Raw genomic sequence first — 26,729 nt, 5'->3', positions numbered from 1 at the left:
ATCCGTACTCCTGATTTCACTTTTTGGAATCTATTTTATTGATTTTCAGATGACTTTTGTTTCAAATAAAAGTCAAACTGCTAATCGTTAAAATTTATGAGATTTCTAAAATTGGTTATTATTTCTATTTTTTTCCTTGCTTTTTCATCAATAGAAATAAAAGGGCAACGCATAAAAAATAGTAAGGATAAAAGTTATTATAGTGATGATGTACTCCTCGAGAAAAAGTCATTAAAGTCTGCTCAAGACACTGTGGTCATTAAAGAGAAAGAGCACAATGAGTTAAATGAAGTGGTTATAAAAAGCCAACCTTCATTATTAAAATATGGAGCCAACGGAAATATTGATGTCAATGTAAACGGAACTATTCTTGCAACCAGCAGTTCGGTAAACGAATTGCTAGGAAGAGTGCCAAATGTTGTAGTTGCCGACGGAGAAATAAGCGTTGTCGGGAAAGGGGAAGCCATAATTTATCTCAACGGAGTTTTGATTAATTACGAACGATTTGCTGCAATTCCCGTTTCGCAGATTCAAAAGATTGAAGTTATTTCCAATCCTTCTTCGAGGTACGATGCTGAAGGAAAAGCCGTAATCAATATTGTAACCAAACAAAATATGGATAGTGGTGTAATGGGAACGGTCAATCAGCACGTAACAGTTTCTAAGTTTGGAGGAACACTTTATAACACGCTTTTGGATTTTAATTATTCTAAAGAGAAATTCTCTTTTGTTACTAATTATGGATTGCAATTGGGAAGAAACCGCGAGTTGCTGTACACAACGAGAACGCGTCCAAATCCTGATGATTTTATGAAATCTGAATTGACTACCGATTGGAAAAGAAGATTTAATAATTATTCTAATTTCGGATTTGGAGTTCAATATAGTTTTTCTCCAAATAATTATATTTCATTGGCTTATAGCGGAAATGTGAATGATTTAGGCGGAATTACAGAAAGCAGAAATTCCATTGCCAACAATTCTGGAAAGAGTTTTTATGCCACAGATGTTGATCGAAACGATGTTTTATTAAATCAGTTCATCAATTTGAATTATAATTGGACAACGGCCAAAGGTTCTTCACTATTTATAGGATCGCAATTTTCAAATTACAACCAAACCATAAGAGATTTTATTGAAGAAAGCAGTTTGGTAGAAGAAACAGATTCTGAAAGATTTTTAAAGAATAATGTGGGAAGCCGAATCAATATAATCGCAGTTCAAGCAGATTACTCGAAGAAAATAGATGAAAAAACTAAACTCGAAATAGGGGCGAAGTTTAGTCACGCTACAATAAACTCAGGAACAGATTTCTTGATTTCTAATGATGAAATAAATTTTGAGCTGGACGATGAGCTTTCGAGTGATTTTGAATACAATGAAAAAATTGCTGCCGTGTACTTTAATTATATTGGAAAATTAAACAAAAAGGTTAATTTTTCTCTTGGCGTAAGGGCAGAAAAAACGAGTTATAATTTATTTACAAATGCCAACGGAATTCAGAAATTTGATAAATCGTACGGTAATTTTTTTCCAAATGCACTTTTAAATTTTAATTTTTCAGAAGATTGGAAAGGGCATTTTTCGTATGTTTCCAGAATTACAAGACCCAGATATCAGGCTTTAAATCCGTATGTAATTTATCAGGATCCGTTTACGACGATTGAAGGAAATCCGAATCTGCTTCCAGAAAAAACACATGCTTTTGAAATAGGTGCGATGTACAAAAAGTTTGATTTTAAAGTCGGATACACTTATAAAATAGATCCGATTTCTGCGGCAGCTCTGCGTGGCGACACACCAAATAGCTATATTTTAAGAGCGCTGAATCTTGAAAAAGGGCATACTTTTTTTACTTCGCTTTCCAGATCTTTCAACGTCAAATGGTGGAATTCTGTTAATACTGCAAGCATCACATGGCAGAAATCTGTAGACAATTATTATGAGTTTGAATTTAGTCCTGTAGAACCTCAGATTTATTTATATACTAATAATACATTTACGATTCCTAAACTTTTTAAGCTCCAACTTTTGGCTTGGTATTTAAGCGATAGAAGTTATGGATTAGGAAGTGAAAACGGACGTTCGACAGTAACTTTAGGAATAGAGCGAAATTTTTTTAAAGATGCGCTAAGACTCAATTTTACTGCAAACGACATCTTTCATAAGTTTATGGTTTCTGGCGATTATAATGTGGGACAAACTCAGATTTATTATCACCGAACCTATAGCACCAATTATTTTAAATTAATTGCAACATACAATTTCGGAGATTCAAAAAAGACAACTTATAAAAAGTCAGAAGTGGAACAGTCGGAGAATAATAGGGCGAGGTAAATAATTAATTTTTTCTTCTTTTCAGTTGTGTATAGGTTATAAGAATTCCAACTGTAGATAAAAATGGACCGATTACCAATTTAAAATCTGAATAAGAAATGTCTTTTATGTCTTTTGCAAGTAATGGACTTAAAGATATACTGATGTATAATAAACCAAGAATAATGAAAACTAATAAAAAGCCTTTTTTACTCATTTTAAGTTCTTTAGAAAGAAAAGTAAATATAATCAAAAAATGATAAATGAAGAAAATTCTTTCGAAATAAAAAAGGCCTCACAATTATGTGAAGCCTTTTCAATAATTTTTGAATTAAATAATTACCTTTTATAAAGCAATATTAGATTAATTCTTTAGTGACAATCTGCATGGTTTCGCGGCTAACTTGTTTCAATAAAACTTCTTTGTTAGCTTCAACAGTCTGTGCTGCCTCTTCTGTAAAGTGACGGATTGTATATAAAGTTACATTTTCGCTGTATTCTACTTTGAATTTTTTAGAAAGGATAGCATTCAATTCTGGGAAATTTCCAAATTTATCTTCCACACAAACAGAGAAACTAATTGCTGAGTTTTGAATCAGGTTTACTTTGATTTTAAATTCGTGGAATAAACCAAAAATCTCACTAATGTTTTCCTCCATAATGAAAGAGAAATCAATAGAAGAAAGCGAAATTAAAAGCTGTTCTCTTTTTACGATAAAACATGGATATTGCGGTTCCAAATCAACTCCTTTAGAAACGCAAGTTCCTTTTAATAGTGGGTTGATAAATGATTTTACATATAATGGAATTTCTTTTTTCTGTAACGGTTGTAATGTTTTTGGATGAATTACAGTTGCTCCGTAAAACGCCAATTCGATCGCTTCACGGTACGAAATCTGGTTTAACAGACTAGCATTTTCAAAATAACGCGGATCGGCATTCATAACTCCAGGAACGTCTTTCCAGATTGTTACACTTTCTGCGTTTAAGCAATAAGCAAAAATTCCGGCAGTATAGTCAGAACCTTCACGGCCCAAAGTTGTGGTGAAATTATTTTCATCTGCACCTAAGAAACCTTGAGTAATATTTAGCTGTTTTCTAGGTACATTTTTGCTTATGTTTTGTTGTGTAGTTTCCCAATCAACTTCTGCATCTCTGTAGTTGGCATTGGTTTTAATGAAATTACGAACATCAAGCCATTGTGTCTGAATTCCTCTGAAATTCATATAATGACTTAAGATATTTGTAGAAATCAATTCACCAAAACTTACCACCTGATCATAAACAAAGTTGTAGTTTGGAGATTTATTGTGAGCTAAGAAATATTCTAATTCGTCAAACTGAGCATTTACTGCTGCAAAAACCGCATGACTTTCATCTTCAAACAAATCCAATAAGATCTGATTGTGGTATTTTTTAATTTCCTGAACAGAAGCATTTAATTCTGTCGATTTTTCAAAGTAATTCTTGATTACAACTTCGAGAGCATTTGTAGTTTTTCCCATCGCAGAAACTACCAAAATCACGTCTTCATAACCCACTTTTTGTAAAACGTCATATACGTTTTTAATTCCATCTGCATCTTTTACCGATGCACCACCAAATTTAAATACTCTCATTTTTAATTTTAGATTTTTAGATTTTAGATTTCAGATTCAAACCGAAACCTAGTATTTGTTTTTTGGCCACAGATTAAAATGATTTACACAGATTTTAAAATCATTTTAATCCTTATAATCTGTGGCTAAATATTTTTTTTATAATTTTTCTAAGAACGAATTAATTCCCGTTTCATCCATTTGAACAACCTGCCAGCCATCAAGAATTCTCGCGCCAGAATTTTTGTAAAAATTAACAGCTGGAGTATTCCAATCCAAAACATTCCATTCAACTCTTCTAACATTATCTCTTTTTCCTTGTTTCATGATTTCAGCATAAAGTGCAGAACCTAAACCAGTGCCTCGCATCTTTTCTTTTACAATCAAATCTTCAAGGTGAATTGTTTTTCCTTTCCAGGTAGAATAGCGATAATAGTACAATGCTATTCCAACAATTTCTTTTTGTTTTTCTTCATTTTCGATCTCCGCTACAAACACATTAAATAATGGTTTTTCACCAAAACCGTCGCGCACTAAATCTTCTTCTGTAATGACAACTGCATCGGGTTCTTTTTCGAATATAGCCAGCTCCTGAATAAGCCCTAACACCGATTTCATATCTTCAGGATTTCCTTTTCTAATATTCATATATTCCTATTTTTAGCTATTTATTATCTAAAAAAGCTTCATTTTAACTAGTGCTTTTTGCAGATTATTAGCAAATATACAATAGTAGCAAACAAACAAAATAATTTTTAAATCATTCTCACAAAATAAGCGATATTTGTGACTTAAAAATAAAACTATAACGATTTAGAAATGGAAGAACGCAATAAAACACTGGGAGAGTTTATTATTGAGAACCAAAAAGCATTTCAGTATTCGTCGGGAGAACTCTCGCGAATTATCAACTCTATTCGATTGGCAGCAAAAGTGGTCAATCATAAAGTAAACCAAGCGGGTTTAGTAGATATTGTGGGAGCGGCAGGCGAACAGAATATCCAAGGCGAAGACCAGCAAAAATTAGATGTCTATGCAAACGAAGTATTTATCCAGACGTTAATAAACCGTGAGATTGTCTGTGGTATTGCTTCTGAAGAAAACGACGATTTTATTACTGTTCAGGGGAGCGACAACAGTCATAATAATAAGTACGTGATCTTAATGGATCCGCTAGACGGATCTTCAAACATTGATGTAAATGTTTCTGTGGGAACTATCTTTTCTGTTTTCAGAAGAGTAACCCCAATAGGAACTCCGGTAACTAGCGAGGATTTTTTACAGCCGGGAATCAATCAAGTTGCAGCAGGCTATGTAATTTATGGAACTTCAACGATGTTGGTTTACACCACTGGACATGGCGTAAATGGTTTTACGTTAAATCCGGCGATTGGTACATTTTATCTTTCGCATCCAAACATGAAATTTCCAGAAAACGGAAATATTTATTCGGTAAACGAAGGAAATTATGTTCATTTTCCGCAGGGAGTAAAAAACTACATTAAATACTGCCAACGTGAAGAAGGTGACAGACCTTATACTTCAAGATACATCGGAAGTTTGGTAGCCGATTTTCATCGGAATATGATTAAAGGCGGAATCTATATTTATCCAACAAGTTCAAAAGCACCAAAAGGGAAATTACGTTTGTTGTACGAATGTAATCCGATGGCATTTTTGGCAGAACAGGCAGGAGGGAAAGCAACAGACGGCTTCGGAAGAATTATGGAAATTCAACCAACTGAATTGCACCAAAGAGTACCTTTCTTCTGTGGAAGTTATAATATGGTAGAAAAAGCCGAAGAGTTTATGGCCACGGCTGAGTGAAAGTATTCAGTATTCAGTTTTTAGTGTTCAGTCACAGTCGCAGTTTTCAGTCTGGACTATAAATAGCAAACCCGACAGTTTTTTTTTAACCTGTCGGGTTTTGTTTTGAATAAAATTTTTAAAAAGTAAAGTACAAAACTGTTAACTGCGACTGAATACAGAAAACTAAAAAAAAGACGCAACCATTTTTAGTTTTGTCAATCTTTAAAAAGAACCAATTGTTTATGAGAAATTATGGATTAATTTTTTTGTAAATGACTTAAAACTAATCAAAAACCAAAAAGTAAATTATTATGAAGAAAAAACTATTGATGATTCTATTCGGAATGTTTTCAGTTTTGTTTGTTGCCTGCAGTAGAGAAGAGCATGTTGATCCTCCAATTGGATTATCTGAAGATAATATTAAGCTTTCTAAAAAAGAAGCTTCTTTTACAGCAGAAACCAATACAGTTACGATTATTACAGAGTATAAAGGGTGGTGGGTAAATGGTTTTGCATTAGACAAAGTAAGAATTGACAAAGGAACTGTAAATTTGTCTGCTGACAATTTTATCTTTAAAAATGATGTTTTTGAGGTAGAAAGGAAAAACGGAAACACCTTGATTATTACCATGAGTAAAAATACAACGGGTACAGAAAGAATTCTTAATATAGGATTACAGTCAGGAAACTATTTTGATAATATAAATATCACGCAGTCAAAATAAAGGATTAAAAAAACAAAACCCGATAAAATCAATTATCGGGCTTTGTTTTTTAAATTTTTATTCGCAGTCAAGTTTCAGCACAAAAACTGAATACTAAAAACTGATTACTGAATACTATTTATGCATGTGCTGCATTTCGTAGATAAAAGTATCTGCATCAACTTTATTATCAACCAACGACAATGCTTTTGCAATGATATAATCTACGTTACTTGGCGTAAATCCTAACGCAACACTTATTTTTTTCAATAATACTTCTTGTTTGTCTTCAAGATGATGATCAACATGAACCATTCTTGTTAAATCATATAAACGCTCTAAACGTTGAACATATGAATAAGGTGGATTGATCGGATATTTTAAAGGATCGCTAAGAATTTCTTCGTATTCCGATTCTGTAATTTCTAAACGAGAAGCAAGTTTATCTAAAAAGGCTTTTTCTTCTGGATAAACAACACCATCAGCTAAAGCTACACGAACAATAGCAGAAAAGTGTCCTTTGTTTCTTTGCTTGAATTCGCTATCAAATAATTCTGAAAATGACATAATTAAAAGTGTTTTTGTTAAACAAAGATAAATTTTATTTTAAATTATCGATTTTAAAATTCTCATAAAATTTAACTTTTCTTTATTGAAGGATTTGGAGTCTTCAATATTTAAGTTTGAAAATTAATCGTAAGTTTACAACCCCTAATTATTTAATTACATTACACCTATGTCACAATTTTGGATTTATTTTCAAATAGGATTAAAACACGTTTTAGATATCAATGCTTACGATCACGTTCTTTTTTTAATCGCCTTAACCGTTCCGTATCTTTTTAAAGACTGGAAAAGAATTTTCTTATTGGTTTCTCTTTTTACAATTGGCCATACTTTGGCTTTAATTCTTTCTGTTTACGGCATAATTGCCATAAAAGTAGATGTTGTAGAATTCCTGATTCCGATTACAATTCTCATAACAGCACTTTATCATTTGTTTACGGCTGGAAAGACCTCAAAAAATGATGGCGTAAATCTGGTATTTTTCATAACTTTATTCTTTGGAATTATTCACGGACTAGGTTTTTCTAATTATTTCAAAACAATTTTAGGAGGTTCTGCAACCTCAAAATTGTTACCTTTGGGAGAGTTTGCCTTAGGAATAGAAGCTGCTCAGTTGGTAGTGGTTTTTGTTGTTCTGGTAATTTCATATATAGTGCAGACGGTTTTCCGTTTTTCAAAACGCGACTGGGCACTTGTAATGTCGGCTTTTATTATTGGAGTTGTAATTCCGATGATTATTGAAAGCCCAATTTGGAACAGATAAATTTAAATGGAAGTAAAAAAACTGAATAAATACGATAAAGCATATCTGCGAATTGCAAAAGAGTGGAGTTTGCTTTCTTACTGTAAACGTAAACAAGTTGGTGCTATCATTGTAAAAGACAGAATGATCATTTCTGACGGTTACAACGGGACACCTTCTGGATTTGAAAATTGCTGCGAAGACGAAGACGGATTAACACGTTGGGATGTTTTACATGCTGAAGCGAATGCTATCCTAAAAGTAGCAAGATCAACACAATCTTGCGAAGGAGCGACACTATATATCACGCTTTCGCCTTGCAAAGAATGTAGCAAATTAATACATCAATCTGGAATAAAAAGAGTAGTGTATAAAGATGGATATCGTGACGATTCTGGAATTCAATTTTTAATAAAAGCAGGCGTAGAGGTAGAACATATTCCTGTTTTAGAAGAGTAATGAAATTTAATCCGAAATATTTGCCAATAGTAATAGGAGCAACTTTTGCTCTTGGAACAATTGCTGGTAGCCTTATGAACGCTCCAGCAAGCGACCAACTTTTGGCTAAAAATTACTCTAAAACCAAACTTAATAAGCTTATTGATTTTATCAATACCGAATATGTTGATAGTGTCAATACAGATTCGATTGTGAATCTTACAGTCGATAATATACTTTCCAAATTAGATCCGCATTCAGTTTATATTCCGCCAAGCGAACAAGCTGAGGTTGCCGAAAGCATGAAAGGTGATTTTGTGGGAATCGGAATCAATTTTTATATGTATAAAGATTCGGTTGCGATTATAAAACCAGTAGAAAACGGACCTTCAGCAAAAGCAGGAATAAAATCTGGCGATCGAATTTTATTCGCAGGAAAAACCAAATTGTATGGCAGAAAATTGCCTTCAGATAGTTTATTCTCCAAATTAAAAGGACTTCAAGGTTCAGAAATCGAATTGACTGTTTTTAGAAAATCAGAACAGAAGAAACTGAAATTTAAGGTTAAGCGGGACGTTATTCCGATTAAAAGTGTTGATGCTTCTATGCTGCTTGGAAATAATATTGGCTATATCAAAATAAACCGTTTTGCAGAATCCACTTTTAATGAGTTTAAAACTGGTTTGACAAGATTAAAGCAAAAAGGAATTCAGTCGCTTGTAATTGATCTTCGCGATAATGGAGGCGGTTATATGGAAGAAGCGATTGCTATTGCTGATGAGTTTTTAAAAGATAAACAGTTAATCGTTTTCACGAAAAGCAAAAACGGCTCAACTGAAAAAACATACGCAACAAAAGCAGGAAGTTTTGAAACTGGAAAAGTATATGTTTTAATTAATGAGAATAGTGCTTCTGCAAGCGAAATTTTAGCTGGAGCAATTCAAGATAATGACCGTGGAACGATCGTTGGGCGCCGTTCTTTTGGAAAAGGTTTAGTGCAACGTGAAATGGACTTTAACGACGGATCTGCAGTAAGATTGACTGTGGCTCGTTATTATACGCCAACAGGAAGATCAATACAGAAACCATACAAAAAAGGAAACGAAGAATATTTTAAAGAATCAGAGTCTAGAATTGCTACAGGAGAACTTTATGCAAAAGACAGTATAAAAGTGGCAGATTCTTTAAAATTCAAAACTCCGAAAGGAAAAATAGTTTATGGCGGCGGCGGAATTGTTCCAGATGTTTTTGTACCAATGGAAGCAGAGCACGGAAATGAAAATGTGGCTTATTTGTTGCAAACAGGAATTGTTGGTCATTTTGTCTTTGAAGAATTAGATAAAAACAGAAATGCTTTTGCAGGCGATAGTTTTGCTGAGTTTTTAGCTAAAATGAAAAACTCAGATGTGTATTTCAAAAAGTTCAAAAATTATATCTTGATGACAGGTCTGGATCTGAAATTGGATAAAACGAAAGCGCTCGTAAACCGTCATATTACAGCTGAATTCGCACGACAGCTATATGGAGAATTGTATTATTATGATGTAATCTTAAAAGAAGATGCCATGATAAAAACAATTCTAACCCCGAAGAAATAACTTCAATCCTTATATCATGAAAATAGAAACCGTTGTTGATGCAGAAATCGAACTCTTGACTGCAATTAAAAAATCGGATGTTATGGCTTTGGAAACAATCCTTCATGATGATTTATTGTTTAATATGCCCGACGGACAAACCATCACTAAAGATTTCGATTTACAAACATACCGTTCTGGAAAGATTAAAATTGATTCATTGGAAGGTTCAGATCAAATCGTGAATATAATTGGCGATTCTGCCGTAGTCACTGTTACAGTCGCGTTAAAAGGAGCTTATGATGGCAATCCGATTAACGGAGTTTTCAAGTACATCAGAGTCTGGAAAAAAATAGGGAAAAATCTAAAAGTTATAGCAGGAAGCTGTGTTCAGCTGGCGTAAAGTTTGATGAAATAATTTAATGTTAACTTAAAATACAACTTTGCGAACCTTGCGTAAATCCTCGCGAACTTCGCGGTTAAGCTAAAATATATGAAAAATCTAAAAAGAATAAGTTTTCTTGTACTCTTAATGACCTTTGTAATCTCTTGCACCACTATGAAAAATGATGCGAATGCTATAGTTTCAGGAAAAGTTGATGGCATAGAAGCAGGTAAAGATGGTTACACGGCTAAAATTACAACAGACGCCAAAGAAGTATACTTTGCAACAATCAGTATTGTAAACGTTGGCGGACCTCAAAACTACAAACAATTAAAAATTGGAGATGTGGTATCTGTAAAAGGAGAAAAATGGAAAACCGAGGAGGAAAACCATATTAAAGTAACAGAAATCGTTTCGGTTAAATAATCGACAGACTAACAAAAAAATAAAGCATTAAGAGGTTAAGTTTATTAAGCTTTATAGCTTGTTTTCTTAATCTCTTAATGGTTTTTTGTTTGGAGTTTTTTTTTTTTTTTTTTTCTTCTTAATGAAACTTGATAATTAAGTTTTCGTCAGAATAACACTTAATTTTCTTAATCTCTTAATGGTAAAAACAAAAAATTATCGAATACTATCGTGAGCGTGAGTTTGCACGCCGTTATTCCATAAAGTAAGAATATCTGTTGCAACAGCCGCACCACTTCCAGCTGCAATTGCCAATTGACTTCTCCAACCCGCTAAAGTTCCGATTGCATAAATGCCGTCAGCTACTTTATGATCTTCATTTTTAAGTTGAATACGCTGTTTTTCTGGAAGTGCTTTTTTGTGAGGTTCAACAAATTGTATTAAACCTTCAATGTCGAAAGTATTGGCAGAACCAATTCCGACCACAATATTTTTAGTTTTGTATGAATTCTTGTTGGTAACTACAGTAAATTCAGGATAGCTGCCCTCAATTTTTATTACCTTTTCATTTGGAATCTGAGTAATATGCGGGTAAGTTGTGGCTAAATCCTGTGTGCTTTCAGTTAAAAGTTCAGAACCTAATTTTCCTGGTGTAATTCCGTAAGCGTTATAAAATATTGCCTCTTGTAAAGAAGAATTTTTCTGGTGGGTAAAAATTCCGATTTTTTTATCAGTAACAAAAGTTTTGTTTTTTGCGGACCCTAAGACCAGAGCACAAGACATGCCTGATACTCCTCCGCCGATAATTAAAACATCAAACATATTATCTGTTGTCATTCATTTTTTCTTCAATTCTTTTAGAAATTCTAAAAATCAAAAGAATCAAAACAGCGCAAAATGAAGCGGCGATTCCAATAAAAGCTACCATACTATCTCCTTGAAAAGGGTTTTGAAAGTCTAATAGCGTAATATTAAAAACAATTAAAGCTAATGCCAAAAGCACTAAGATTGAAGTGAAAATTTTCATAAGGTTGTTTTTGTTTTTGTCTAAAAATATAAAGTAGAACTTTATGGGAAAATTGCCTTAAAGTTGTATTTTAGAAATTTTACGGGTAAATTTATAAAAATAAAATTTAGACAAACAAACCTTTAACATTAGCAGCGAATAATTTAACAGCAATTGCTAAAAGTATCACTCCAAATGTCTTGCGAACCACTCCAAGTCCGTTCTCTCCCAATAGATTTTCTATTTTTTTAGAAGACTTCAAAACGATATAAACCAATATAATATTCAGCACAATTGCAATAATAATATTAATCGTATGAAACTGAGATCGAAGCGATAATAAAGTGGTCATGGTTCCTGCTCCTGCAATCAAAGGAAAAGCCAATGGAACGATAGAAGCAGATCCAGGTTCTTCGTCACGATAAATTCTGATTCCTAAAATCATTTCTAAAGCCAGAAAGAACAAAACGAACGATCCTGCAACAGCAAACGAATGAACATCAATACCAATTAAATTTAATAAACCTTCCCCAACAAAAAGAAAAACAATCATAATGGCACCTGCCACAATAGAAGCTTTTTCAGATTCGATGTGTCCGACTTTAGCTCTTAAATTCACTATAATCGGAATTGAACCAACAATATCAATTACGGCAAAAAGCACCATACTAACGGTAATGATTTCTTTAAAATCGATTTCTAACATATCGCTTTGATTTTTAGGGTTTAAAAAACTGCTGCAAAAGTAGTTAATAAAGTTAGGTGTTTTTTCGATACAATGTATTTTTGTTATAAAAACATGTTTTATTGATTAAAAAAGTGATATTTGTAACAATTGTAATTTTTGCCACAAAGTTTCACAAAGATTTTTCGCAAAGACTCGCGAAGTAATATTTTTTAAAATGGCAATATTCGAGAGAAATCTTTGTGGAACTCTGTGTTTAGCTTTGTGAATCTCTGTGATACATTTTTTATCTGCTTTCTTTGACTATCTTTGCACTTTATAAATTACAGTATTAAATATCATGTTTCAGTTAGGTAAAACTATTATTTCAGAGGACATTCTGGAAAAAGAATTTGTGTGCAACTTGTCTGCTTGTAAAGGAGCTTGTTGCGTTGATGGAGATGCGGGCGCGCCTTTGAATGAGGCTGAAACTAAAATCTTAGAAGAAATTTATCCAAAAGTAAAACCTTTTTTACGAAAAGAAGGAATAGAGGCAATCGAAGCTCAAGGAACTTGGGTAAAAGGAACTGATGGTGATCTTGAAACTCCGCTTATTGATAATAAAGATTGCGCTTACGTAATTTTTGATGGAAAAACTGCGCTTTGTGGAATTGAGCAAGCATATAATCAAGGAGTAGTCGACTGGAAAAAGCCAGTTTCTTGTCATTTATATCCAATTCGTGTAAAAGACTTCACAGAATTTGCAGCGGTAAATTATGATAAATGGGATATTTGCGATGATGCTTGTTCTTTAGGAAAAGAATTGGAAGTTCCGGTTTACAAATTTGTAAAAGAAGCGCTGATTCGCCGTTTTGGAGAGGACTGGTATTTGGAACTTGAAAAGGTAGCAGAAGAACTCAAAAATTCTTAAAATTTAAAGTGTGATTTATACCTTTTTTTGACTTCATTTTTTGACTCAAAAAAACAAAGTTTTAACTCAAAAAAAACTTTTTAAAACTATTTAAAATTTCTTGCTTTTTATATTTAAAAGTCTATATTTTACGGGGCTTTCGGGTGTAATTATTGGTTTTAAATGTTTCATTTACAGTAAATTAATTATTGTATGAAAAGTTTCTCAAAAAATTAACGTTGTTAAAAACTACAGCAAATTGTGAATAAGTTTGACTTTCATTTTTGGCGTTAATTGACAATCTTTGTAGTCTATTGAATTAGTAAAAAATTCGGTATAAAAATTAAATAAAAATTGTCATGTCTCAAGTAGAACCAATCTTACAAGAAAATAAAAATCGTTTCGTTATTTTTCCTATCAAACATCATGATATTTGGGAATGGTATAAAAAAATGGAAGCAAGTTTCTGGACTGCTGAAGAAATCGATTTGCACCAAGATTTGACAGATTGGAATAACAAACTGAATGACGATGAAAGATATTTCATTAAACATATATTAGCATTTTTTGCTGCTTCTGACGGAATCGTAAATGAGAATCTGGCTGAGAACTTTGTTAATGAAGTTCAATATGCTGAAGCGAAGTTTTTCTATGGTTTCCAGATTATGATGGAAAACATTCATAGTGAAACGTATTCTTTATTAATTGACACTTACGTGAAAGACGAAGCAGAAAAAACAGAATTGTTTAATGCTTTGGAAGTTTTTCCTGCTATTGCTAAAAAAGGAGAATGGGCTTTAAAATGGATCGAGTCAGATTCATTTGCTGAAAGACTTATCGCTTTTGCTGCAGTTGAAGGAATCTTTTTCTCAGGAGCTTTCTGTTCAATTTATTGGTTGAAAAAACGTGGTTTAATGCCAGGTTTGACTTTCTCTAATGAGCTGATTTCTCGTGACGAAGGCGTACACTGTGATTTTGCAGTTCACTTGCACAATCATCACTTGGTTAACAAAGTTCCAAAAGATAGAATCAAAGAAATCATAGTTGATGCCTTAGATATCGAAAGACAATTCGTAACAGAATCTCTTCCAGTAAGTTTAATTGGTATGAATGCTACTTTGATGACGCAATATTTAGAATTTGTTGCTGATAGATTATTAGTAGAATTAGGTTGTGAGCGTGTGTATGGATCAGCGAATCCGTTTGATTTCATGGACATGATTTCTCTTCAAGGAAAAACCAATTTCTTTGAAAAACGTGTTGCAGAGTATCAAAAATCTGGTGTAATGAACACAGATAGTGATGCTCAGAAAATTTCATTTGATGCAGATTTTTAGACAACAAAAATACTTTTAGCGACTGTTCTTCAAGAGACGCTGAAAAAAGATTAACAGAATATTTTTAGGTTGAATCTCTTTCCCCAAATCGTAGATTCAATAACAATTTTTGACGTATTTAAGTTCGGTTTTCGAATTTGAAACGAGTAACTATTGAGAATTTGGTAATTCTCAAAAAATAATTTAAAAACACGCAATGTTTAAGTGCTGGAGTCCGTTCTCTAGTTACTTTCATTTTTTCAATAACTATAAATGGTAAGCTTATGTATGTAGTAAAAAGAGATGGCCACAGAGAGCCCGTAATGTTTGATAAGATTACAGAAAGAATCAAAAAATTGTGTTACGGCTTGAATGAGCTCGTAGATCCAGTTAAGGTAGCTATGAGAGTTATCGAAGGATTGTATGATGGGGTTTCGACTTCTGAATTGGATAATCTTGCAGCAGAAACGGCGGCTTCTATGACAATTGCGCATCCTGATTATGCTCAATTGGCAGCTCGTGTAGCAATTTCTAACCTGCATTCAAATACAAAAAAATCTTTCTCAGAAACGATGAAAGATATGTATCACTATGTAAACCCAAGAAATGGTCAAGATGCGCCATTAATTGCTGATGATGTTTACAAAGTGATTCAGGAAAATGCTGCTTTTTTAGATTCTCATATCATTTATACAAGAGATTTTAATTACGATTACTTTGGTTTTAAAACCTTAGAGCGTTCTTACCTTCTTAAAATAAACGGAAAAATTGTTGAGCGTCCGCAGCACATGTTAATGCGTGTATCTGTTGGTATTCACTTAGACGATTTAAAATCGGTTATTGAAACTTACGATTTAATGTCTAAAAAGTTCTTCACGCACGCAACGCCAACGTTGTTTAATGCAGGAACTCCAAAACCTCAAATGTCTTCTTGCTTCCTTTTGGCAATGCAAGATGATAGTATTGACGGTATTTATGATACATTAAAACAAACGGCAAAAATTTCGCAATCTGCGGGAGGAATTGGCTTGTCTATTCATAACGTTCGTGCAACTGGATCTTACATTCGCGGTACAAATGGAACTTCAAACGGAATTGTTCCGATGTTGAGAGTTTTCAACGATACTGCTCGTTATGTAGATCAAGGTGGTGGAAAACGTAAAGGAAGTTTTGCGATTTACATCGAAACTTGGCATGCTGATATCTTTGATTTCTTGGATTTAAAGAAAAATACAGGAAAAGAAGAAATGCGTGCAAGAGATTTATTCTTCGCGATGTGGACATCAGATTTATTCATGAAACGTGTTCAGGAAGATTCAACATGGACTTTAATGTGTCCAAACGAATGTCCAGGATTATATGACGTTTATGGAGAAGAATTTGAAGCTTTATATACTGATTACGAATTTCAAGGAAAAGGAAGAAAAACAATCCGTGCTCGTGAATTATGGGAGAAAATCCTAGAATCTCAAATCGAGACTGGAACGCCATATATGTTGTACAAAGATGCGGCAAACCGTAAATCGAACCACAAGAATTTAGGAACTATCCGTTCTTCTAACTTGTGTACAGAGATTATGGAGTTTACTTCTAAAGATGAAATCGCAGTTTGTAACTTGGCTTCAATCTCTTTACCAATGTTTATTGACAACGGACAATTTGATCACCAAGCGCTTTACAATGTTACAAAACGTGTAACTCGTAACTTGAACAAAGTAATCGACAGAAATTACTATCCAGTAAAAGAAGCTGAAAATTCTAATATGCGTCACCGTCCGGTTGGTTTAGGTGTACAAGGTTTAGCAGATGCTTTCATTATGTTGCGTATGCCGTTTACAAGTGATGAAGCTAAAAAATTAAACCAAGAGATTTTCGAAACATTATACTTCGCTGCTGTAACTGCTTCTATGGAAATGGCAAAAGAAGAAGGACCATATTCTACTTTCGAAGGTTCGCCAATGTCTCAAGGAGAATTCCAACACAATATGTGGGGAATGAAAGATGAAGAATTATCTGGTCGTTGGGACTGGGCTTCATTAAGAAAAGAAGTTGTAGAGCATGGAGTTCGTAACTCTTTATTAGTTGCGCCAATGCCAACTGCTTCTACTTCTCAAATCTTAGGAAACAACGAAGCTTTTGAACCATATACATCAAACATTTACACACGTCGTGTATTGTCTGGAGAATTCATCGTAGTAAACAAACATTTACTAGAAGACTTAGTAAAACTAGGTTTATGGAACGAAGATTTGAAACAAGAAATTATGCGTCATAATGGATCTGTTCAGAATATTGATAAGATTCCGCAAGACTTGAAAGATCTTTACAAAACAGTTTGGGAAATGTCGATGAAAGATATTATCGATATGTCTCGTCAAAGAGGATATTTCATTGACCAGTCTCAATCGCTAAACTTGTTCATGCAAGATGCAAACTATTCTAAACTTACGTCAATGCACTTCTACGCTTGGCAGTCAGGTTTAAAAACAGGTATGTATTACTTAAGAACAAAAGCGGCTGTAGATGCGATTAAATTCACATTAAACAACGATAAAAAAGAAGAAACAGCTCCATCATTAGTTGCAGAAACTGAAGCAATCAGCGTTGAGGATTACAAAGCGATGTTGCTTAAAGCACAAGCTGCAGATCCTGAAGATTGTGAAATGTGTGGATCTTAATGATTTTAGATTTTTAAATTGATATATGAAAAGCAGTTATCGTCATGATAACTGCTTTTTTCGTTTATTTGTTGTTAAACGTATTGAGTATTAATATGAATAAAACTTTGATCTTAGTTTTCTTTTTAATGAATTCTGCATTTTCTCAGAAAAGAGATGTTATTTATAGAATCTCATATGATTCTTATACTGCAGGTGGATATTTTTATGGAATAAGTGTTTTGTATTTGCGAGATGATCATAGTTATAGACTTTCAGATCAAAAGTATAATGCCAGAAAAATGGCTAGAAAAAATGTTTTAAGGAGTTCGGTTGATGAATATGGTAAATGGAAAATGTCTGGAGATACCTTATTGCTTTATGATAATAGGCAGCAAATGAAGTTTATCAAAGTGAATAATAAAAAAATAGCTTTTTTAATTGATGATGTTGAAAGAGCTGATTATTGCTGGAAAAAAGTAAAATATTAATGTTCGAATGGATTTAAAAGTTATTCAGTGTAAAAATGAATATTATGAGTTAGCTCAAGAATATTTAAAAAAAATGGATATTCTTGACTTTAATATTAACGAAATCATTTCAAAATCAATCTCAATTTTAGTAGATCATGATTTTATTCCTACTCCATGCATTGAAATCAAACTAGATCTTTTCGAAAATCAAAAAAAGACGGCGAATTATTTTCTATATCTAAATGAAAATAAAGAATTCATAGACGAATTTTTATATTAAAAAGGTTAACGTTTTTTTGTAAAACATAGCCCGTGGTTTCAACCACGGGAGCACAATGCATTTCCCCAATCCGTTTCCCGTGGTTGAAACCACGGGCTATGTTTGATTATGATTATCAAATGTTGCGTAAACAATATCACCAAAAATTCCCCGTTCTAATTATTACCAAAGACTTTTAAAACTTAGCACCTCAGAATCTTAGTCCCGATAGCTATTGGGATAGCATCTTTTAAAATTAAACCTTTAAGAGAAAGGAAAGTCTTATTGTAATAATTTCTGAACGATGAAAAAAAGCAGTCTTTGGTCCTTACGATTAGGCTTCTCAGGAAAAGAAGCCGATGAAATCGAGAAATTAGGAATTGAAAAATTTCTGAAAAAGTCTTATGCTTCAAAAGCTGATAAACAACTCCCCGCTTTTTTAGAAGACGATCCTAAAACACTTCTTCAACTAAAGGAATTAAAACAATCCATTAAAGATGCTGATTCAGAAGCTAAGAAGAAAGTTCTGAAAAGAGAAATTTATTCGGCTATAGAATTCAGAAAGTGGTGGATTGATAAAATGCGGACGGATGAATTTCCCCTTCGCGAAAACATGGTTTGTTTCTGGCACAATCACTTCGTGTCGACGACCCAAAAAGTAAAAGTCAATTACTGGATTTATCAGCATAACATGATTTTGCGCGAAAATGCTTTTGGGAATTTTAAGGAATTAACCAAGCAGATTCTAAAATCGAATGCCATGATTAAATATCTGGATAATGTCGATAATAAAAAAGGGAAATTCAACGAAAATCTAAGTCGGGAATTATTGGAATTATTCACAATCGGAATTGGGAATTATTCTGAAAGCGATATTAAGAACGGCGCGCGGGCATTGGCTGGGTTAAATTATGGTGATGATGGCGCAGTTTATAGAAAAAATATAGAAGATAACAGCGATAAAATCTATTTCGGGAAAACCGGAAACTGGAAGGCAGATGACTTAGTCGATATTATTTTTGAACAGAAAAACATTCCGTATTTAATCACGCGAAAAATTCTTAAATGGTTTGTTTATGACAATCCGCCAGAAGATTTGGTGGTTCATTATGGCGATTACTTTCGAAAGAAAAACTTCGAAATTGAACCTTTGCTGACCAAAATTTTCACAGAAGAATATGCCAAAGACAATGCGGGAAACAAAATCAAAGATCCATTGGTTTATATTATACAGCTTATTGATGAATTGGAAATTAAAGATTTTGACAATGCCATGATTGCACTTTTCTTGAGACAACAAGGAATGGATTTGTACAATCAGGTGAATGTAAAAGGTTGGGATGGCGGAAATTCATGGTTGACTTCTCAGGTGTATTTGCAGCGAAACAATACTTCAGATTTACTTTGTAATGGAAGGACAATTTCGAGAAAAATATTAAACACAATGGATGGGCAAATTCAGTCGCCAAAAGCAGAATTTGAAAAAATCGATGTGAAGATTGATTTTGATTCCAGCGGAAACAATAAAACCATTATTACTGAATTATCTAACAGACTTTTATTTGATGTAAACGAATCGATGCAAAAAGATATGGAGAATCTTCTGAAATACGATTTTGACCCCAAAGATCCGCACGCTGATTTTGCTGTTGTCCGACTTTTCAACTACATCACAAAACTTCCCGAATATCAATTAATCTAAAAAGCAGTAATCATGAACAGAAGAAATTTTCTAACATTGACGGGAACTTTTACAGGCGGATTGCTAGTGCTTCCTGATTTTTTACACGCTTTTGGTTCTCAGAACAATTTGGTTGTGGGAGAACAATGTGTTGTTTTTGTACAGCTGAATGGAGGAAATGACGGTTTAAATACTTTCATTCCGTATGATGATCCTTTGTATTATGATTTACGAACGAAGATTGCTTTAAATAAAGATATTGTTGTTGGGAAAAATAAAGGAATGGCATTTCATCCTTCGTTAAAAGATTTTGCCCAAATGCAGCAAAATGGTGATTTAACGGTAATTCAGAATGTGGGTTATCCTGAGCCAATTCGTTCGCACTTTAGGAGTCAAGAAATTTGGCAGACTGCAACGGATTCTAATAAATACATAAATGAAGGCTGGCTCGGAAGATTTCTGGATTTGCAATGCAACGGACATCAGGCAACAGCTGGAATAAATTTAGATTCGATTGATAATTTGGCTTTAAAAGGAGTGGAGCCGAATTTTATAACGGTAAAAGATCCAAACCGATTTAAAGTCAAATCAAAAGAAGAAAATGTGACTTTGTCTCAGAATCCGCATTTGGATTTTGTTCGAAAAATAGCCAATTCGGTAACTGAAGGTTCAGATGAAATTCAGAAAGCTTTGGCAAAGTCTAAAACCGAAATCAGTTATCCAAAAACAGAATTATCTAAAAACTTAGAATGGATTGCGAGATTGATAAAAGGAAATCTAAATTCAAAAATATACTACACATCGCTCAACGGATTTGATACACACGATAACCAGCTTTCTATTCACGAAAGAAAACTAACTGATTTAAATGATGCCTTATATAGTTTTTATTCTGATTTAAAGCAGTCACAATTAGTGCAGAATGTCACAATTGTAGTTTTCTCAGAATTCGGGCGACGAGTAAAAGACAACGGCAACGGAACAGATCACGGAACTGCGGCGCCAATGTTTATCATTGGAGGAAATAATAAAGGAACTATTTTAGGGAAAAATCCAAATCTAGCAGACTTGGATAATGGCGATTTAAAATACGAAATTGATTTCAGAAGTGTCTATGCTTCTTTATTAAAAGAAAAAATGAACTTCGATTATGCTAAAATAGGGATTTCGAATAAGCCGATTTCGGGATTGTTTACATAAATAGCAATCTTGTCATTTCGAGGAACGAGAAATCTTCGCAAGTAACTCCATAATCAAAATCGCCAATCTTTGTCGAGCTTCCTGTGGAGATTTCTTGTTCCTCGAAATGACAAAAACACCGAGAGTAATCTGTGTAATTTGAATGAATTAACTACAAAGATTTGCCCTAATTCGTGAATTCGTGGCAAAAAAACTTAGAATCTTAGGAGCTTAGTATCTTAGCATCTTAAAAAAAGCCATTGTATATATCTCATTTTAAGCCGATTTTTTTATATTATCATACAAAACCTGCTAAATTTGTTAAGAAATCCCTTTTTGTTTCATAAAATGCAATCTTTTTTTTGGTGCACTAAAAATAATTTATACATTCGCAGAGAATTTACAAAATAACACAAACAAAATGGCAAGTAACCGTTTTTATTTTAGCAACAATTTTTATTTCTTCTTTAGTAGAAGTCAGGATTGTGCTATGGTTATTTGAGAAAAATTTTAAGACAAATAAAACTAATATACAATCCTGATGCAAATCAGGATTTTTTTTTGACTATATGACAACGAAAATTGCAATACAAGGTATAAAAGGATCATTTCATCATCAGGTTGTGAAAGAGTATTTCTCTGAAAATGTGGATATTGATGAATGCTTGTCTTTTGAAGAATTGATCGACAGCCTTATTGCCGGAAAATCGGATCAGGCTGTTATGGCAATCGAAAATTCAATTGCAGGGCCAATTATTCCAAATTATGCATTGATTGACAAGAATAATTTGCACATAATTGGAGAGCATTATTTAAACATTCAGCAGAATTTAATGGCTTTAAAAGGTCAGAAAATTGAAGACATAAGAGAAGTTCATTCACACCCAATGGCACTTTTGCAATGTATGGATTTCTTGAAACAATATCCAAATATCAAATTGGTTGAGGATAAAGATACAGCTGAAACAGCTAGAAGAATTCAAGAAAAACAGTTGACTGGAATTGCAGCAATTGCAAGCGTAACTGCTTCTGAAATGTACGATCTGGATATTATTGCATCATCGATTCAAACGATTAAAAACAATATGACACGTTTCGTAATCATTAAAAAGCAAAATTCATTTTTGCCAGAAAGCGAAATTAATAGAGCTTCTGTAAAATTTGAATTAGATCATAAAAGAGGAAGCTTAGCAGCAGTTTTGAATGTAATGAGTGACTGTAAACTGAATTTGACAAAAATCCAGTCGCTTCCAAAAATTGAAACACCTTGGAAATATTCATTCTTCGTAGATGTAACATTCGAGAAATACGAAGATTTTGCAAAAGCTAAAACATTATTAAACATCATGGCAGAATATTTCAAAGTGTTAGGAGAATATAAGAATACAAGACCTTAAAAAAAGGAAATTCCAATTTTGAAATTCCAAAGGTTAAAAATAATGAATTGTCAGGCTGAGCGAAGTCGAAGCCTACAAAGTTAGAAAGTTAAAAAAGAGCCTAAAGCCTAAAGCTTACGGCCTAAAGCAATAAAAAAATGATTACAACAGCAAAACGATTAGACACAGTTGAAGAATACTACTTCTCATCAAAACTAAGAGAAGTTCGTCAGTTGATGTCTGAAGGAAAATCGATCATCAACATGGGAATTGGAAGCCCTGATTTGAGTCCGTCAAAAGCAGTAATTGAGGCAGTCGCTGCAGCAATTCAAGATGAAAACGGGCATGGTTATCAAAGCTATCAGGGATTACCAGAAATGAGGCAGGCGATGGCAGATTTTTATCGTGATCAGTTTGGTGTTGAAGTGAATCCGAATAATGAGATTTTACCTCTTATGGGTTCGAAAGAAGGAATTATGCATATTTCGTTGGCATTTTTAAATGAAGGCGATCATGTTTTGATTCCGAATCCAGGTTATCCAACTTATACTTCGGTAACCAATTTGGTTCAAGCAGTTCCGGTTTATTATGATTTGAAAGAAGAAAACGGATGGGAACCAGATTTTGAAGCTCTTGAAAAACTGGATCTTTCGAAAGTAAAAATTATGTGGTTGGGATATCCACACATGCCTACAGGAGCAAGAGGAAGTTTAGCGTTATTTGAAAAATTGGTTGCTTTTGCTAAAAAACACAATATATTATTGATCAACGACAATCCGTATAGTTTTGTTTTGAATGATAATCCGATGAGTTTATTACAGGTTGAAGGCGCTAAAGATGTGGCTTTAGAATTGAATTCATTGAGTAAAACATTCAACATGGCAGGCTGGAGAGTCGGAATGGTTTTAGGAAATCCTGAAATTATCGACGCAGTTCTAAAAGTAAAAAGCAATATGGACAGTGGTATGTATTACGGAATTCAAAAAGGTGCAATCGCAGCGTTAAAATGTGATAAATCTTGGTTCGAAGATCAAAACAAAATTTACAGACGCCGTAGAGAATTAACAGAGAAATTAGCTGAAAAGCTAAACTGTAAAGTATATAAAGAAGGAGTTGGACTTTTTGTTTGGGCAAAATTGCCAGAAGGAATCGAATCAGCAGAGAAGTTCATTGACGAAATATTATATGAGAAACATATTTTCATTACACCGGGAACCATTTTTGGAAGTAACGGCGAAGGCTATATTAGATTCTCATTGTGTGTAAAAGAAGAAAAAGTACAGGAAGCTATTGATCGATTTTAGAGTATTGAGATTTTAGAAGCAAGAATCAAGACTTTTATCCAGATTGTCAGGCTGAGCGAAGTCGAAGCCATTTAATTGGAATTTGGAATTTTAAGACTTGGAATTTTTAAAAATTATGAAAGTATACGTAATAGGAATAGGGTTAATAGGTGGTTCAATGGTGTTAGACATCAAAGGGCGTTATCCTGATGCGACTATCTTAGGAATCGACAATAACGAAAAACATTTGCAGGAAGCAATTGACCTTGGAGTTATTGATGAAGCAGGAAGCTTCGAAGATTTACAAAAAGCAGATTTTGTAATCGTTTCGGTTCCAGTAGATGTAGCGCTGACAGTTTTGCCTAAAGTTCTGGATGCAGTTGGAGACAAGACAATTGTTTTTGAAGTAGGATCGACCAAAAAGCCAATTTGTGATGTGGTGGCCAATCATCCTAAAAGGAGAAATTTTATTGCCACGCACCCAATTGCAGGAACCGAATTTTCGGGTCCATCAGCAGCAATAAGAGGTTTGTTTCAAGGAAAAACAAACATTATCTGTGAAGTTGAAAAGACTGCTTTTAAATTACAAGAAAAAGCATTAAATCTTTTTACTTCAATTGGAATGAGAATTCGATATATGGATCCCGTTTCGCACGATAAACACATTGCTTATGTTTCGCATTTATCGCATATCAGTTCGTTTATGCTCGGAAAAACAGTAATGGTAAAAGAAAAAGACGAACAAGATATTTTTGATATGGCGGGAAGTGGATTTGAAAGTACCGTTCGTCTAGCAAAAAGTTCACCAGCAATGTGGACACCCATTTTTAAACAAAACAAAGAATACGTTCTGGAAACCTTAGAAGGTTATATTGCAAATTTAACTCAGTTTAGAGATTTGCTGGCAGAGGACAATTACAACGCCATTTTTGAAGAAATGGAAAGTGTAAATAAAATTAGAGAAATATTAAACGGAATAACTATAAAAAAGTAAACTATAAAAACGATGGAAAATAAAAAAGAAATGAGAAAGTGGTTAGAGGATTTCAATTTAAATCACCCACTTGTGATAGCTGGACCTTGTAGTGCAGAAACTGAAGATCAAGTATTGAAAATTGCTCACGAATTGAAAGATTCAAAAGTAAGCGTTTTCAGAGCTGGAATCTGGAAACCAAGAACTCGTCCAGGAGGATTTGAGGGTGTTGGTGAAATTGGATTGAAATGGTTACAGAAAGCTAAAGCTGAAACTGGTTTATTAATGGGAACTGAAGTTGCAACTGCAGCGCACTGTAAACTAGCTTTAGAACACGATATCGACGTATTATGGGTTGGTGCACGTACAACTGCAAACCCTTTCGCAGTTCAAGAAATTGCTGATACATTAAAAGGAACTGATAAAATTGTTTTGGTGAAAAACCCTGTAAACCCAGATTTAGCTTTATGGTTAGGTGGTGTTGAGCGTTTACACATGGCTGGAATCGAGAAATTAGGTGTTATTCACAGAGGTTTCTCTACTTACGAAAAAACAAAATACAGAAACATTCCAGAGTGGCAGATTGCTATCGAATTGCAAAACAAATTCCCTGATTTACCATTAATCATCGATCCATCTCACATTACAGGAGATCGTAAAATGATTTTCGAAGTAACTCAAGAGGCTTTAGACTTGAACTACGATGGTATGATTATCGAAACGCACATCGATCCAGACAACGCTTGGTCTGATGCGGCTCAGCAAGTAACTCCAGATGCTTTGAAACAAATCATTAAAGATTTGACTATCAGAAAAACGGATGATACTACAGATGAGTACAGCCAAAAAATGAAAAAACTAAGAGCTAACATCGACGTTTTGGATGCTAACTTATTAGAATTGTTAGGAAAACGTATGAAAGTGGCTGATGAAATTGGTCAAGTGAAAAAAGACGCTAACGTTGCGATTCTTCAAAACAACCGTTGGAACGAAATCTTAGGGAAAATGATTTTGGAAGGTGAGAAAAAAGGTCTTACTGAAGAGTTTGTTTTGAGAATGTTCAAAGCAATTCACCAAGAAAGTATTGGTCACCAAGAGAAAATTTTCAACGCATAATTTTGTTTTAAACCATATAAGTGATATAAGATGATTTAAGTTTTTTAAAAGCTTTGTTGTTGAGTTTAATTATATCACGCATTTAAAATTAGATTGTTTTTTAAAAATCCCTGTTGCTTTGAAAAAAGTGATGGGGATTTTTTTTGTTTTAAGAAGTGGCTATTTATATTCACTTATATAACTTATATGGTTTAAATTATTCATTTATCTTTGCAAAGATTTAGGTTTAGAATTTAAAAATCTAAAATCAGCAATTTAAAATTAAAGAATGACAGGAACCGTATACAAATCTACAGGAAGCTGGTACACCGTAAAATCTGAAAAAGGAGATTTTATAGAATGCCGTATGAAAGGGAAATTTAGAATAAAAGGTATCAAAAGTACCAACCCAATTGCTGTAGGCGATATTGTTGATTATGAATTGGAGGAAACGTCAGATGCCGTTACCGGAATGATTCATAATATTCACGAAAGAAAAAACTATATCGTTCGTAAATCGGTTAACTTGTCAAAACAGATTCATATTATTGCTTCCAATATCGATCAGGTTTTTTTATTGGTTACAATTGATAATCCGCCAACAACTACAAGTTTTATTGACCGTTTTTTGGTTACTGCCGAAGCTTACGGAATTGAAGCTATTTTGATTTTTAATAAAATCGATACTTTAAATGATCAGACTTTAGATGATCAGCTTTATTTGCAACATATTTATCAAGAAATTGGATATAAGTGTTTGAGAATTTCTTCAACAGAAAATAAAGGTGTTGACAAATTAAAGGAAATGATGATTGGTAAAGTAAGTATGTTTTCTGGACATTCGGGAGTTGGAAAATCAACTTTGGTCAATGCAATGGAACCTAGTCTTCATTTAAAAACAACAGTAATTTCAGAACAAAGTAAACAAGGACAACATACTACAACTTTTGCAGAAATGTACGATTTGTCTTTTGATGCCCGAATTATTGATACTCCAGGAATTAAAGGTTTCGGAATCGTTGATATGGAACCAACAGAAATCACCGATTATTTTCCAGAGTTTTTCAGATTGAAAGATCAATGTAAGTTTAACAACTGTTTACACAAAGAAGAACCGCATTGCGCCATAAAAGCTGCTTTAGAAAAAGATGAAATTGCTTGGTCGCGCTACAACAGTTATCTTAAAATCCTTGAAGGCGACGATGAGCATTATCGTACCGATACTTACGGTGAAGATCGCGCAGCGAGTGATGAAACACGTAAGTAAATAAAATCCAATTTTTAAATTCCAAATTCCAAAACAGAATACGAAAATG

27 protein-coding genes are annotated in these 26,729 nt (G+C 33.5%); 20 read left to right on the top strand and 7 right to left on the bottom strand.

Features of this window, described 5'->3' with window-relative positions; translation table 11 throughout:
* The first annotated feature begins 96 nt into the window (after positions 1-96).
* Complete coding sequence (locus PQ463_RS15835) at positions 97-2,337, top strand: TonB-dependent receptor domain-containing protein (protein WP_274254490.1); 2,241 nt, start codon at positions 97-99, stop codon at positions 2,335-2,337.
* A 4-nt stretch (positions 2,338-2,341) separates the two neighbouring features.
* Here the strand turns inward: PQ463_RS15835 and PQ463_RS15830 are convergent, their stop codons facing one another.
* The 3 genes from PQ463_RS15830 to PQ463_RS15820 all read right to left on the bottom strand — a co-directional run bounded on the left by PQ463_RS15830 (position 2,342) and on the right by PQ463_RS15820 (position 4,562).
* Positions 2,342-2,533 (bottom strand): hypothetical protein, encoded by a 192-nt coding sequence (locus PQ463_RS15830; protein WP_274254489.1) that lies wholly within the window; start codon positions 2,531-2,533, stop codon positions 2,342-2,344.
* Between the two features lie 142 nt (positions 2,534-2,675).
* On the bottom strand, positions 2,676-3,935 hold the full coding sequence (locus tag PQ463_RS15825; RefSeq protein ID WP_111365939.1) for an aspartate kinase: 1,260 nt from the start codon (positions 3,933-3,935) through the stop codon (positions 2,676-2,678).
* 138 nt (positions 3,936-4,073) lie between these two features.
* Positions 4,074-4,562: a GNAT family N-acetyltransferase gene (locus PQ463_RS15820; RefSeq protein ID WP_111376506.1), complete on the bottom strand. Its 489-nt coding sequence runs from the start codon at positions 4,560-4,562 to the stop codon at positions 4,074-4,076.
* 171 nt (positions 4,563-4,733) lie between these two features.
* Here PQ463_RS15820 and fbp point away from each other — a divergent pair, with 171 nt between their 5' ends.
* A complete protein-coding gene (gene fbp / locus PQ463_RS15815) occupies positions 4,734-5,741 on the top strand; it encodes a class 1 fructose-bisphosphatase (protein WP_274254488.1) in 1,008 nt (335 codons plus the stop codon).
* Between the two features lie 293 nt (positions 5,742-6,034).
* Positions 6,035-6,448: a hypothetical protein gene (locus PQ463_RS15810; RefSeq protein WP_274254487.1), complete on the top strand. Its 414-nt coding sequence runs from the start codon at positions 6,035-6,037 to the stop codon at positions 6,446-6,448.
* 114 nt (positions 6,449-6,562) lie between these two features.
* On the opposite strand, the gene PQ463_RS15805 is transcribed toward PQ463_RS15810, so the two are convergent.
* Entirely contained in the window at positions 6,563-6,994 is a 432-nt protein-coding gene (locus PQ463_RS15805; RefSeq protein WP_177211913.1) for a TerB family tellurite resistance protein, read from the bottom strand.
* 169 nt (positions 6,995-7,163) lie between these two features.
* On the opposite strand from PQ463_RS15805, the gene PQ463_RS15800 reads away from it, so the two are divergent.
* From PQ463_RS15800 to PQ463_RS15780, 5 genes are all read left to right on the top strand, one after another.
* The gene (locus tag PQ463_RS15800; RefSeq protein WP_260671621.1) at positions 7,164-7,757 is read left to right on the top strand and encodes a HupE/UreJ family protein; all 594 of its coding nucleotides are present in this window, start codon (positions 7,164-7,166) and stop codon (positions 7,755-7,757) included.
* Positions 7,758-7,763: 6 nt separating this feature from the next.
* On the top strand, positions 7,764-8,195 hold the full coding sequence (locus PQ463_RS15795) for a deoxycytidylate deaminase (RefSeq protein WP_012022621.1): 432 nt from the start codon (positions 7,764-7,766) through the stop codon (positions 8,193-8,195).
* Positions 8,195-9,772 carry a S41 family peptidase gene (locus tag PQ463_RS15790; protein WP_274254486.1) on the top strand — a complete coding sequence of 526 codons (1,578 nt, stop codon included), beginning with the start codon at positions 8,195-8,197 and terminating at the stop codon, positions 9,770-9,772. Before PQ463_RS15795 ends, PQ463_RS15790 begins: the two co-directional genes overlap by 1 nt.
* A gap of 16 nt (positions 9,773-9,788) precedes the next feature.
* The gene (locus PQ463_RS15785) at positions 9,789-10,154 is read left to right on the top strand and encodes a nuclear transport factor 2 family protein (RefSeq protein ID WP_111365862.1); all 366 of its coding nucleotides are present in this window, start codon (positions 9,789-9,791) and stop codon (positions 10,152-10,154) included.
* Between the two features lie 90 nt (positions 10,155-10,244).
* Complete coding sequence (locus PQ463_RS15780) at positions 10,245-10,562, top strand: hypothetical protein (RefSeq protein ID WP_274254484.1); 318 nt, start codon at positions 10,245-10,247, stop codon at positions 10,560-10,562.
* Positions 10,563-10,757: 195 nt separating this feature from the next.
* On the opposite strand, the gene PQ463_RS15775 is transcribed toward PQ463_RS15780, so the two are convergent.
* The 3 genes from PQ463_RS15775 to PQ463_RS15765 form a co-directional block, all read right to left on the bottom strand.
* Positions 10,758-11,363 (bottom strand): FAD-dependent oxidoreductase, encoded by a 606-nt coding sequence (locus PQ463_RS15775; protein WP_274257964.1) that lies wholly within the window; start codon positions 11,361-11,363, stop codon positions 10,758-10,760.
* Position 11,364: 1 nt separating this feature from the next.
* Positions 11,365-11,568 (bottom strand): hypothetical protein, encoded by a 204-nt coding sequence (locus tag PQ463_RS15770; protein WP_095928256.1) that lies wholly within the window; start codon positions 11,566-11,568, stop codon positions 11,365-11,367.
* Positions 11,569-11,674: 106 nt separating this feature from the next.
* Positions 11,675-12,253 (bottom strand): MarC family protein, encoded by a 579-nt coding sequence (locus tag PQ463_RS15765; protein WP_008465051.1) that lies wholly within the window; start codon positions 12,251-12,253, stop codon positions 11,675-11,677.
* Positions 12,254-12,572: 319 nt separating this feature from the next.
* Between PQ463_RS15765 and PQ463_RS15760 the strand changes: the two genes are divergently transcribed.
* The 12 genes from PQ463_RS15760 to rsgA all read left to right on the top strand — a co-directional run bounded on the left by PQ463_RS15760 (position 12,573) and on the right by rsgA (position 26,680).
* Positions 12,573-13,142 carry a DUF3109 family protein gene (locus PQ463_RS15760; protein WP_111425084.1) on the top strand — a complete coding sequence of 190 codons (570 nt, stop codon included), beginning with the start codon at positions 12,573-12,575 and terminating at the stop codon, positions 13,140-13,142.
* Positions 13,143-13,480: 338 nt separating this feature from the next.
* The gene (locus PQ463_RS15755; protein ID WP_111425083.1) at positions 13,481-14,458 is read left to right on the top strand and encodes a ribonucleotide-diphosphate reductase subunit beta; all 978 of its coding nucleotides are present in this window, start codon (positions 13,481-13,483) and stop codon (positions 14,456-14,458) included.
* 263 nt (positions 14,459-14,721) lie between these two features.
* Complete coding sequence (locus tag PQ463_RS15750) at positions 14,722-17,115, top strand: ribonucleoside-diphosphate reductase subunit alpha (protein ID WP_111376513.1); 2,394 nt, start codon at positions 14,722-14,724, stop codon at positions 17,113-17,115.
* A gap of 95 nt (positions 17,116-17,210) precedes the next feature.
* Positions 17,211-17,585 carry a hypothetical protein gene (locus tag PQ463_RS15745; RefSeq protein ID WP_274254483.1) on the top strand — a complete coding sequence of 125 codons (375 nt, stop codon included), beginning with the start codon at positions 17,211-17,213 and terminating at the stop codon, positions 17,583-17,585.
* 7 nt (positions 17,586-17,592) lie between these two features.
* Positions 17,593-17,847 carry a hypothetical protein gene (locus tag PQ463_RS15740; RefSeq protein WP_274254482.1) on the top strand — a complete coding sequence of 85 codons (255 nt, stop codon included), beginning with the start codon at positions 17,593-17,595 and terminating at the stop codon, positions 17,845-17,847.
* 283 nt (positions 17,848-18,130) lie between these two features.
* Positions 18,131-19,528 carry a DUF1800 domain-containing protein gene (locus PQ463_RS15735; RefSeq protein ID WP_274254481.1) on the top strand — a complete coding sequence of 466 codons (1,398 nt, stop codon included), beginning with the start codon at positions 18,131-18,133 and terminating at the stop codon, positions 19,526-19,528.
* Between the two features lie 12 nt (positions 19,529-19,540).
* Entirely contained in the window at positions 19,541-20,707 is a 1,167-nt protein-coding gene (locus tag PQ463_RS15730) for a DUF1501 domain-containing protein (RefSeq protein WP_274254480.1), read from the top strand.
* A gap of 548 nt (positions 20,708-21,255) precedes the next feature.
* Positions 21,256-22,083 carry a prephenate dehydratase gene (locus tag PQ463_RS15725; protein ID WP_091135504.1) on the top strand — a complete coding sequence of 276 codons (828 nt, stop codon included), beginning with the start codon at positions 21,256-21,258 and terminating at the stop codon, positions 22,081-22,083.
* A 137-nt stretch (positions 22,084-22,220) separates the two neighbouring features.
* The gene (locus PQ463_RS15720; RefSeq protein ID WP_111376515.1) at positions 22,221-23,366 is read left to right on the top strand and encodes a pyridoxal phosphate-dependent aminotransferase; all 1,146 of its coding nucleotides are present in this window, start codon (positions 22,221-22,223) and stop codon (positions 23,364-23,366) included.
* A 115-nt stretch (positions 23,367-23,481) separates the two neighbouring features.
* A complete protein-coding gene (locus PQ463_RS15715; protein ID WP_274254479.1) occupies positions 23,482-24,339 on the top strand; it encodes a prephenate dehydrogenase in 858 nt (285 codons plus the stop codon).
* A 12-nt stretch (positions 24,340-24,351) separates the two neighbouring features.
* A complete protein-coding gene (locus PQ463_RS15710; protein ID WP_026728420.1) occupies positions 24,352-25,434 on the top strand; it encodes a bifunctional 3-deoxy-7-phosphoheptulonate synthase/chorismate mutase type II in 1,083 nt (360 codons plus the stop codon).
* A 268-nt stretch (positions 25,435-25,702) separates the two neighbouring features.
* On the top strand, positions 25,703-26,680 hold the full coding sequence (gene rsgA, locus PQ463_RS15705) for a ribosome small subunit-dependent GTPase A (RefSeq protein WP_274254478.1): 978 nt from the start codon (positions 25,703-25,705) through the stop codon (positions 26,678-26,680).
* Positions 26,681-26,729: the final 49 nt, after the last annotated feature.

Source organism: Flavobacterium sp. KACC 22763 (assembly GCF_028736155.1).
In the GTDB taxonomy this organism is placed as follows: Bacteria; Bacteroidota; Bacteroidia; order Flavobacteriales; family Flavobacteriaceae; genus Flavobacterium.
The sequence above is the reverse complement of the archived record's forward strand: the minus strand, read 5'-3'. Positions and strand labels throughout refer to the sequence as shown.